10 protein-coding genes and 1 tRNA gene are annotated in these 9,384 nt (G+C 29.8%); 5 read left to right on the forward strand and 6 right to left on the reverse strand.

Translation table 11 applies throughout. The features are described 5' to 3' along the window. Positions 1-27: 27 nt before the first annotated feature. On the reverse strand, positions 28-1,008 hold the full coding sequence (locus ACTT9R_RS05675) for an RluA family pseudouridine synthase (RefSeq protein WP_440927043.1): 981 nt from the start codon (positions 1,006-1,008) through the stop codon (positions 28-30). A 23-nt stretch (positions 1,009-1,031) separates the two neighbouring features. On the opposite strand from ACTT9R_RS05675, the gene ACTT9R_RS05680 reads away from it, so the two are divergent. Further along, positions 1,032-1,108, forward strand: a tRNA-Arg gene (locus ACTT9R_RS05680). Positions 1,109-1,110: 2 nt separating this feature from the next. Here the strand turns inward: ACTT9R_RS05680 and ACTT9R_RS05685 are convergent. From ACTT9R_RS05685 to ACTT9R_RS05695, 3 genes are read right to left on the reverse strand one after another with little or no spacing between them, the layout of a single operon-like run. Further along, positions 1,111-1,902: an ABC transporter permease gene (locus ACTT9R_RS05685; RefSeq protein WP_072090933.1), complete on the reverse strand. Its 792-nt coding sequence runs from the start codon at positions 1,900-1,902 to the stop codon at positions 1,111-1,113. 2 nt (positions 1,903-1,904) lie between these two features. Beyond that, complete coding sequence (locus ACTT9R_RS05690; RefSeq protein WP_440927044.1) at positions 1,905-2,627, reverse strand: ABC transporter ATP-binding protein; 723 nt, start codon at positions 2,625-2,627, stop codon at positions 1,905-1,907. Then, positions 2,627-3,559 (reverse strand): L-threonylcarbamoyladenylate synthase, encoded by a 933-nt coding sequence (locus tag ACTT9R_RS05695; RefSeq protein ID WP_440927045.1) that lies wholly within the window; start codon positions 3,557-3,559, stop codon positions 2,627-2,629. The genes ACTT9R_RS05690 and ACTT9R_RS05695 overlap by 1 nt, the downstream gene beginning before the upstream one ends. Before the next feature lie 20 nt (positions 3,560-3,579). On the opposite strand from ACTT9R_RS05695, the gene ACTT9R_RS05700 reads away from it, so the two are divergent. Genes ACTT9R_RS05700 through dxs form a run of 3 tightly spaced genes read left to right on the forward strand, consistent with a single transcriptional unit; the run spans position 3,580 to position 6,597 of the window. Further along, a complete protein-coding gene (locus tag ACTT9R_RS05700) occupies positions 3,580-3,828 on the forward strand; it encodes an exonuclease VII small subunit (protein ID WP_440927046.1) in 249 nt (82 codons plus the stop codon). Then, positions 3,812-4,684: a polyprenyl synthetase family protein gene (locus ACTT9R_RS05705; protein WP_440927047.1), complete on the forward strand. Its 873-nt coding sequence runs from the start codon at positions 3,812-3,814 to the stop codon at positions 4,682-4,684. Before ACTT9R_RS05700 ends, ACTT9R_RS05705 begins: the two co-directional genes overlap by 17 nt. After that, a complete protein-coding gene (dxs, locus tag ACTT9R_RS05710; RefSeq protein WP_440927048.1) occupies positions 4,681-6,597 on the forward strand; it encodes a 1-deoxy-D-xylulose-5-phosphate synthase in 1,917 nt (638 codons plus the stop codon). Before ACTT9R_RS05705 ends, dxs begins: the two co-directional genes overlap by 4 nt. A gap of 6 nt (positions 6,598-6,603) precedes the next feature. On the opposite strand, the gene aroC is transcribed toward dxs, so the two are convergent. Then, a complete protein-coding gene (aroC, locus tag ACTT9R_RS05715) occupies positions 6,604-7,686 on the reverse strand; it encodes a chorismate synthase (RefSeq protein WP_440927049.1) in 1,083 nt (360 codons plus the stop codon). A 33-nt stretch (positions 7,687-7,719) separates the two neighbouring features. Here aroC and pdxH point away from each other — a divergent pair, with 33 nt between their 5' ends. Continuing rightward, positions 7,720-8,346 (forward strand): pyridoxamine 5'-phosphate oxidase, encoded by a 627-nt coding sequence (gene pdxH / locus ACTT9R_RS05720; protein ID WP_440927050.1) that lies wholly within the window; start codon positions 7,720-7,722, stop codon positions 8,344-8,346. On the opposite strand, the gene ACTT9R_RS05725 is transcribed toward pdxH, so the two are convergent. Next, complete coding sequence (locus ACTT9R_RS05725; RefSeq protein WP_440927051.1) at positions 8,343-9,356, reverse strand: polyprenyl synthetase family protein; 1,014 nt, start codon at positions 9,354-9,356, stop codon at positions 8,343-8,345. The genes pdxH and ACTT9R_RS05725 overlap by 4 nt on opposite strands. Positions 9,357-9,384: the final 28 nt, after the last annotated feature.

The raw sequence follows: 9,384 nt of genomic DNA on the forward strand, positions 1-9,384 counted from the left end.
AATTAATTATAGCTAATTTTCAATAATTTATTCTTCAGTGTTTCTAAGCATTTTTAGGATATTATTTAGATCTTGTGGCAAAAGTGAGGAAAAAATCATCTCTTTCTTAGTACGTGGATGTATAAATCCTAAAGTTTTTGCATGCAGGAATTGTCTATTTAATTTTGTAATTGAATTTTGGATATCAAAATCAATATTTTTTAATTTTTTATATTTTTTTTTATATTTGTCATCTCCAACTAGACTATTTCCTTTAAAGTTCATATGAACTCTTATCTGATGTGTTCTTCCTGTTTCTAATTTACATTCAACTAAACTTAAAGTTGGTGTTTTTTGATTTTCAAAAATTTCAAGTGTTTTATAATTTGTTATAGCTTTCTTACCTTTAGAACTGCTGACTTCCATTAGTTGTCTATTTTTTGAACTACGAGTTATAAATGTTTCAATCCTTCCTGAGGAGGGTCTTAATTTTCCCCATATTAAAAGTTGGTACTCTCTTATAATTGTATGATCACTAAATTGTTTTGATAAATTTTCATGAGTTTCATTGTTTTTTGCAATTACAACTAAACCAGATGTGTTTTTATCAATTCTATGAACAATACCAGGTCTTAACTCATCACCTATATTTGATAAAGAATCCTTATCATAATGCATCAATGCATTAACAATTGTTTTATCATAATTTCCAGCTCCTGGATGCATGATTATTCCGGCAGGTTTATTAATTACTAATAGATCATAATCTTCGTATATTATTTCTAATTTAAATTCGTAAGGTTTAAGGGATGCTATTTCAGGCTCTGGAATCTTAAGATTTATAGTATCACCAATTGAGACTTTTTTTGACGGACTTTTAATTATTTCATTATTTAGTGTTAACTTTTCTTTTAAAATTAAATTTTTAATTCTAGTTCTACTAATTAATTGCTCTCTTTTGTTAATTAAAATATCAACCCTTAAATTCTTCTCATCCTTATTGACTATAAAATTAATGTTTTTTTCCATAAAATATAATATTAATACTATATGCGCTTGTAGCTCAACTGGATAGAGCGCCTGACTTCGGATCAGGAGGTTCTGGGTTCGACTCCTAGCAGGCGCACCAGTTTATTCACCTATATTTATTAAAGTTCCCTTATCTCTTGCTTTGTCAAATGAGTAATAAAATACTAATATTGACAAAATTAAATAAAACCCATTCAGATAGATTGCATTAATAATATTTTCATAATTCACCATTCCATTGACCAAGATATTTCTGGTCTCCTCAAAAATATAAACCAAAGGAAGTGCGAAAGCGATTGATTGGAAGATTCCGGGTAGTGTTTCAACTGGATAGTAAATACAGCCAAAAGGTGCTAATAAAAACATAGTAGACCATGCAATATTCTCAAAAGATGGTCCAAATCTTAACAATCCTGCTGAAACAAAAAGACCAAGTGTTATTCCAAATAAATACAGACTCAAGAAAAGAAATGCTAAAGGAAGACCAAGTTTTAGCAAAGATATACCAAACAAAGGAGAAGTTAATAGTATAGCTGGGATCAAACCAATTAATGCTCTTATTAAAGCAGTAAAAACTAGAGAGACAATTATCTCACTAATTTTCATCGGCGCAATAAATAGATTTGTAAAATTTCTGCTCCAAATTTCCTCTAAAAACAACATATTAAAGCCAATACTGGTTCTAAATAAAAAATCATAAAGAATTGCACATGAAAGAATAACTCCTACTGCACCACTGTAATAAGAGCTATGAGCTGCAAAAAAATTAGAAATAAATCCCCAAAGAGTTATTTGAATTGAAGGCCAATAAATTAAATCTAATATTCTTGGAAATGACCTAGTTATTAAATAAAAGTGTCTTAAAAAAAGACCGTATATTCTAATTAAATTCATTTTTATTTTCTCGCAATTTCTAAAAATACTTCTTCTAAGTTTCTTCTCCCATATTTTGTTATTAACTCTTCAGGAGTTCCTCTATCCACTATTAAACCATCTTTCATCATTAAAACAGAGCTACATAATCTTTTTACTTCTTCCATATTATGGGATGCAAGCAAAACTGATATTTTTTTTTCCTTTTTGTAATCTTCTAAAAACGATCTTACAAAATCACCAGTTTCAGGGTCTAGTGAAGCAGTGGGTTCATCCAACAATAGTACCGTTGGATCATTTATTAAAGCTTTAGCAAGACTTACCCTGTTTTTTTGTCCAGAAGAAAGTTCTCCAGTAATTTTGTTTAAAAGGTCTTTTAATCTAAGTTTATTTGCAAGGTGATCTATTCGGTCATTTAAATTTTGAATGTTATATAATTTTCCATAAACAATTAAATTTTGTTTAACTTTAAGTTTTTTAGGTAATTCAATATATGGTGAAATAAAATTCATTTTATGGAGAAGCGAGATTTTATTTTTTTCAATATTCTCTCCGTTGATTAAAACCTCACCACTACTTGGCTTTAATAACCCTAAAATCATACCAATAGTTGTAGTTTTTCCACATCCATTAGGTCCTAATAAACCAACCATTTCATTTTCATTAATTTTAAAATTTATATTAGATACCGCTTCTTTATCTTTATATTTTTTTGATAGATTGATTGCTTCAATAGAATTTGTCATTAATATTTTGAGGCTCTCTTTAATCTATCGTTAATTGTTTTGCCAAGACCTTTGTTTGGAATCGTCTCAACTGCAATCTTTTTAAAACCATCGTTTTTAATTTTTCTTAAAGTTGAATATAAATTCTTTGCAGCTTCATCTATATTTTTCATTTTGGATAAATAATAATAGTTTTTTAATTTTAATTTTCTTTTTTTTATTAATAAATAAGCCTCATCTTTTTTTGGTTTTTTAACATTGACTCTTAAAGGTATCCCGGGTGAGTAATGTAACGGAAATAAACCAGGTGATAATTTTTTTTTTGAATTTGTATTAATTAATAATTTTTTTTTTAAAACATTTTCGATTTTTTTAGTATCTAGGCCTCCATATCTTAAAAGTGAGGGCTTTTCTAAAAGATTTAGTATTGTAGACTCAACTCCAATTTTACTTTTTCCTCCATTTAAAATATATTTTATTTTTGAACCAAATTCTTCTTTTACATCAGATGGTTTAACTGAACTTAATCTTGAGGATATATTTGCACTAGGTGCCGCTACCGGATAATCTAAATTTTTTAATAAATTTCTTAACAATTTATGTTTAGGGAAACGTACGGCAATACTTTTTTTATTATTAGTGACAAATTTTGATATTTTTGAGTTGTTTTTTAATTTCAAAACATAAGTTATCGGACCTGGAGAAAATATTTTGTAAAGTTTTAATAAATTATCATTTATATCACAGTCTTCTTTAAGTCTTTGAATATTGTAATAATGGACAATAAGAGGATTATTTAATGGTCTTTTTTTAAGACTAAATATTTTCTTAACCGCACTATTTGAGTAAGCGTTTGCAGCCAATCCATAAACAGTTTCTGTTGGTACCGCAACACAATGATTATTATCTAAATATTTTTTTGCTTTTTTGATATTTGATTGAATAGATTTCATGTATTAATAATTATTATTATATGAAAGATAAAATATTACCACTTGATTATGATCAGTATTCAGTTGAAGAGCTTACAGAAAAAGCAAATAAGATTATAGAGTCTCTAGAGAAGGAAAATGATTTAAACAATTCAGTTGATAGTTATCAAGAACTTCTAAAATTAAATAATATTATTGAAAAGAAATTTCATAAAAATTTTAAATCTATTGGGGAACAGACAAATAAAAAGATTAAAGAGATAACTAAAAAAAATGAAAAAACAGCTTAATAAAATAGCTAAAGATACAAATATATTCCTTAAAAAATATATTAATTCACAGAAATATTCTCAGCTAATGTCACCCATGAAGTATGGTTTGTTTCCAGGTGGAAAAAAAATAAGATCTAAAATCTTAACCGACTTAGGGTCATTATTTTCAATAGATTATAAAACATTGATAATAGTTGGGTCGGCTGTTGAATGTATTCATGCTTATTCTCTTATTCATGATGATCTTCCCTGCATGGATGATGATGATATAAGAAGAGGAAAACCTTCAGCTCACATTAAATTTGGTGAGTCTACAGCAGTTCTAGCAGGAAATTCATTACTGACTTTAGCTTTTGAAATTTTATCAAGTCCTAAATTGAAATTAAATGAAAAGATAAAGATTAATCTAATCAAAAAATTATCAGAATGTTCAGGACATTTAGGAATAGCTGGTGGGCAATATTTAGATTTAAGTTATGAGAGAAAGAAAATATCAAAGAATAAAATATTAGAAATGGAAATAAAAAAAACCGGAATGTTATTTAGTTTTTGTTGCGCAGCTCCAGCAATAATTAAGAAAAAAACTATCCAAGAAATTAAATTTTTTGAAAATATTGGATCTAAAATTGGTCTATTATTCCAAATAGCTGATGATTTAATTGATCTGAAAAGTAATTCTAAGGAAGCTGGGAAAAAAACAGGAAAAGATCAAAAAAAAGGCAAGGCAACACTTATAAATTTAATAGGCTATGATGACTCACTTAAGTATTGTGATAAGATAATAAAAGATATTAATAAGAATTTAAGAAAATATGGTTCAAGATCTGAAAAAATAAATGAAACATTAGGCTATATATTGAATAGAAAAAAATGAAAAAAAACTATCAATTTTTAAATAACATCAATTTTCCATCTGATTTAAGAAAAGTTTCTGAAGATAATTTGCAAAAAGTAGCAGATGAGGTGAGGGAGGAAATGATAACCGCTGTTTCAGAAACAGGAGGTCACCTTGGTGCTGGTTTGGGAGTGGTTGAATTGACAGTTGCACTTCACTATGTTTTTGATACCCCAAATGATAAATTAATATGGGATGTTGGCCATCAATCTTACCCACATAAAATTTTAACTGGAAGAAAAGATAAAATTAGAACTTTACGACAGGGCAATGGTTTATCAGGTTTTACAAAAAGATCTGAAAGTGAGTATGACCCATTTGGAGCAGCACATAGTTCAACATCTATTTCATCTGCATTAGGAATTGCAGAGGCAAATAAATTAGAAAATAAGTCTTCCAATGTAATAGCTGTAATAGGTGATGGAGCAATTAGCGCAGGTATGGCTTATGAAGCCATGAATAATGCTGGAGCATCTAAGACAAAAATGATTGTTATTTTAAATGATAACGACATGTCAATTGCAAAACCAGTTGGAGCAATGAGAACTTACTTGGCAAAATTATTTACTGGTAAAATATATTTTAGTCTTAGAGAAACCTTAAAATTAATTACATCTGCATTTTCAAAAAGATTTAGTGCTAAAGCAGGAAAAGCAGAGGATTTTTTCCGTTCAGCAGTTACCGGAGGTACATTGTTTAGTTCACTTGGTTTTTATTATGCAGGTCCTATAGATGGTCATGATTTATCAAGCCTAGTTCCAATTTTAAAAAATGCAAAAGAATCAAGACATGAGGGTCCTATAATGATTCATATCAAAACTCAAAAAGGAAAAGGGTATTCTTATGCAGAAAAAGCAAACGATCATTATCATGGAGTGTCAAAATTTAATGTAGAGACTGGCGAACAAGTAAAGAGCAAATCAAATCTTCCAGCTTATACAAAAGTATTTGCAAACACGTTAGTTAAACATGCTAAAAAAGATAGCAAAATAGTTGGAATAACAGCTGCGATGCCTGGAGGGACTGGCATGGATATTTTTGGCAAGGAGTTTCCAAATAGAATGTTTGATGTTGGAATAGCGGAACAACATGCTGTAACTTTTGCAGCCGGTCTAGCAACCGAAGGATACAAACCATATGCTGCAATTTATTCTACATTTTTACAGAGAGCATATGATCAAGTTGTCCACGATGTTGCCATCCAAAGTTTACCAGTTAGATTTGCGATAGATAGAGCAGGATTAGTTGGTGCTGATGGATCAACACATGCTGGGTCATTTGATATAACTTACTTATCAACTTTACCAAACTTTGTAGTAATGGCAGCAAGTGATGAAGCTGAACTTGTTAAAATGATTAATACTTCAGTAGATATAAATGACAGACCTTCTGCAATTAGATATCCAAGAGGGACTGGAGTAGGTGTTGATCTCCCATCAATAGACGAAAAAATTGAAATTGGTAAAGGAAGAATCGTTCAACAAGGGACAAAAGTTTGTATTTTAAACCTCGGTACTCGACTTGAGGAGTGTAAGTTAGCTTTAGAGCAATTAAAATCAAAAGGGGTTTCAACAACTTTGATAGATGCCAGATTTGCAAAGCCTTTAGACGAGGAACTTATATTAAAATCTGCTAAGGAACATGAGCTTATGATAACTATTGAAGAGGGATCAATAGGTGGTTTCGGTTCTCATGTTAAAAATTTATTAGCTGAAAGAGGAGTATTTGATAAAGGTTTAAAATTTAGATCAATGACTTTACCAGATAAATTTATTGAACAAGCTGATCCAAAAAAAATGTACGATAAAGCTGGATTAAACAGTTCTCAAATTTTTAAGAAAATCTCTGATATTTTGTTTCAAAAGGAGACAATAAGAGTTGTGAAAAATTAATTTAAACTAACCACACTGGGCTTTATTCATTAAGTAGTGGTCAAGTAAAACACAGTTCATCATAGCCTCACCAATTGGTACAGCTCTAATTCCTACACAAGGATCATGTCTTCCTTTAACAGATATTGAAGTATTTTTCCCAAATTTATTTATAGTTTTTCTACTAGTTAAAATTGACGATGTTGGTTTGACAGCAAAAGATGCAATAATTTCTTGGCCCGTAGAAATTCCACCAAGAATTCCACCTGCTTTATTTGAATTGAATTTTAATTTATTTCCTCTTGAAGAAATTTCATCTGAATTTTGTTCTCCACTTAATTGTGCTGAGTTCATTCCTGCTCCAATATTTACACCCTTAACTGCATTAATACTCATTAGACCTGAAGCTATGTCAGTATCCAATTTTGAATAAATTGGAGCACCTAAACCAACTGGGATACCTCTTGCTCTTATTTCAATCACTGCTCCACAAGAGGATCCTGATTTTCTTACACCAAGCAAATATTTTTCCCATAATTTAATCATTGATTTGTCTGGACAAAAAAATGGATTTTTTGAAATTACTTTATCGTTCCATTGATTTGTATCACATCCAAGAATTCCTAGCTGAGTTACTGCACCAATTACTTTAAATTTTTTACCTAATTTTTTTTGAAGTACAACTTTTGCTATTGCACCGGCTGCAACTCTTGCTGCAGTTTCTCTAGCAGAAGATCTACCACCACCCCTATAGTCTCTAATTCCATATTTTTTAAAATAAGTAAAATCCGCATGACCTGGCCTGAACTTATCTTTAATATTACTATAATCTTTGGATCTCATATCTTTATTGTAGATTATAAGTGAAATGGGTGTTCCTGTAGTTTTTCCCTCAAATACTCCTGACAATATTTGAACTTTGTCATCCTCTTTTCGCTGAGTTGTAAATTTAGATTGTCCTGGTTTTCTTTTGTCTAATTCTATTTGAATATCTTGCTCTTTAAGATTTATGTTTGGAGGGCAACCATCAACAATACAACCAATTGCAGGCCCATGAGACTCTCCCCAAGTTGTGAAACGAAATAGCTTTCCAAAAGTATTAAATGACATTATTTATATTATATAGATTATTTTGTTTAAATTATGAATCAAAAAAACTCTTTAGGTCTTAATAGTTGCTTTCTTGATATAGATGATCCAATTCAATTATTTCATGAATGGATGGAGGAAGCAAAGAAAACTGAGCCAAATGATCCAAACGCTGTTGCTTTGGCCACGTCAAATAAAAAAAATATTCCTACAGTTAGAATGGTTTTACTTAAAGATTTCAACAAGGATGGATTTGTATTTTATACAAATTTAAATAGTCAAAAAGGAAATGAATTAAAAGAAAATCCATATGCTGCGATGTGTTTCCATTGGAAAAGTCTTCTAAGACAAATAAGAATTAATGGAAAGGTGTCATTAGTTTCTGATCAGGTTGCAGATGAATATTATTCATCTAGAGCGTATGAAAGCCGGATAGGAGCATGGGCTTCTAAGCAAAGTGAAGAATTAAATTCGCGAGAACAACTGTTAAAATCTATACAAGATTTCAAAAAAAAATATAGCAACAAATCAGATGTACCAAGACCAAGTCACTGGTCTGGATGGATTTTATCTCCAGATAGTATTGAATTTTGGCTAGATGGTGATAACAGAATCCACGAAAGATTAAAATACAATAAAGATTACTCTGGGAAGTGGATAAAGTCTTTATTAAGTCCTTAAAAATTTCTTGATAAACTAAATGATGTTAATCTTTTAAGAATATTTTTTTCTTCAGAGTCTTTAAATACACTTAGAGAGTTTGAGGCTAAATTGATATAGTGCTGAGCTTTTTGATAGCATTCTTGAATTATTTTATATTTATTTATAAGTGCAATAATTTCATTAAAGTCATCTTTACTTCTAAACTCTTTTTTAAAAATATTTGATAAAATTTTCTTTTCATCATTTCCTAATTTTTGAAAAAGTAAAATTATTGGTAAGGTAATTTTTCCTTCAAAAAAATCTTGACCAATTTTTTTACCAAATAGTTTGAGCTCAGCATTATAGTCTAGTGTGTCGTCTGCTATTTGAAAAGTTAATCCCAAGTTTCTTCCATAAAATTCTAAAGCATCTTTTTCTTTATTTTCTGCATCAGATAAAATAGCACCAACTTTAGTTGCTGCTGCAAATAACTCAGCAGTTTTAGCTGAGATTATTTTTAAATATGTTTCTTCCAGCATATCAACTTCACCTTTGTGTTGAAGTTGTAGAACTTCTCCTTGAGCAATCTTAGATGAAGTGGACGATAATAATTTTAAAACTTCTAGGTTTCCGTCTTCTACCATCATTTCAAAACATCTACTCAATAGATAATCTCCAATTAAAACTGACGAATGATTATCCCAAACTTTGTTTAAAGTTTCTTTTCCTCTTCTAACAGTGCCTTCATCAATTACATCATCATGCATCAATGTTGCGCTGTGAATTAATTCAACACACGCAGCTAAATTTATATCTCTAGAGCCTTTAGAGTAACCGCATAATTTTGCACTACCCAAAGTTAGTAAAGCTCTTAGTCTTTTTCCTCCGGTTTCTATATGATAATCTGTCATTTTTTGAACCAGCTGTACATCACTAGATAATTTTGATTTTATTTTTTCTTCGGTTAAAACCAGTTTTTCTTCAACAGAGTCTTTAAGTTGAAAATATGAATCATTTATTTGATTTTTAAGCTGTACAACTGTTCCCATAAGATTTTTAAATTAGTATAATTTGTTT

Source organism: Candidatus Pelagibacter sp. (assembly GCF_052049835.1).
GTDB lineage: Bacteria > Pseudomonadota > Alphaproteobacteria > Pelagibacterales > Pelagibacteraceae > Pelagibacter.

Coding starts and splice junctions, on each gene's coding strand:
- ACTT9R_RS05690 (WP_440927044.1), bottom strand. CDS start 2,627: ATGACAAATTCTATTGAAGCAATCAATCTATCAAAAAAATATAAAGAT.
- ACTT9R_RS05685 (WP_072090933.1), bottom strand. CDS start 1,902: ATGAATTTAATTAGAATATACGGTCTTTTTTTAAGACACTTTTATTTA.
- ACTT9R_RS05675 (WP_440927043.1), bottom strand. CDS start 1,008: ATGGAAAAAAACATTAATTTTATAGTCAATAAGGATGAGAAGAATTTA.
- ACTT9R_RS05695 (WP_440927045.1), bottom strand. CDS start 3,559: ATGAAATCTATTCAATCAAATATCAAAAAAGCAAAAAAATATTTAGAT.
- ACTT9R_RS05705 (WP_440927047.1), top strand. CDS start 3,812: ATGAAAAAACAGCTTAATAAAATAGCTAAAGATACAAATATATTCCTT.
- ACTT9R_RS05725 (WP_440927051.1), bottom strand. CDS start 9,356: ATGGGAACAGTTGTACAGCTTAAAAATCAAATAAATGATTCATATTTT.
- aroC (WP_440927049.1), bottom strand. CDS start 7,686: ATGTCATTTAATACTTTTGGAAAGCTATTTCGTTTCACAACTTGGGGA.
- pdxH (WP_440927050.1), top strand. CDS start 7,720: ATGAATCAAAAAAACTCTTTAGGTCTTAATAGTTGCTTTCTTGATATA.
- ACTT9R_RS05700 (WP_440927046.1), top strand. CDS start 3,580: ATGAAAGATAAAATATTACCACTTGATTATGATCAGTATTCAGTTGAA.
- dxs (WP_440927048.1), top strand. CDS start 4,681: ATGAAAAAAAACTATCAATTTTTAAATAACATCAATTTTCCATCTGAT.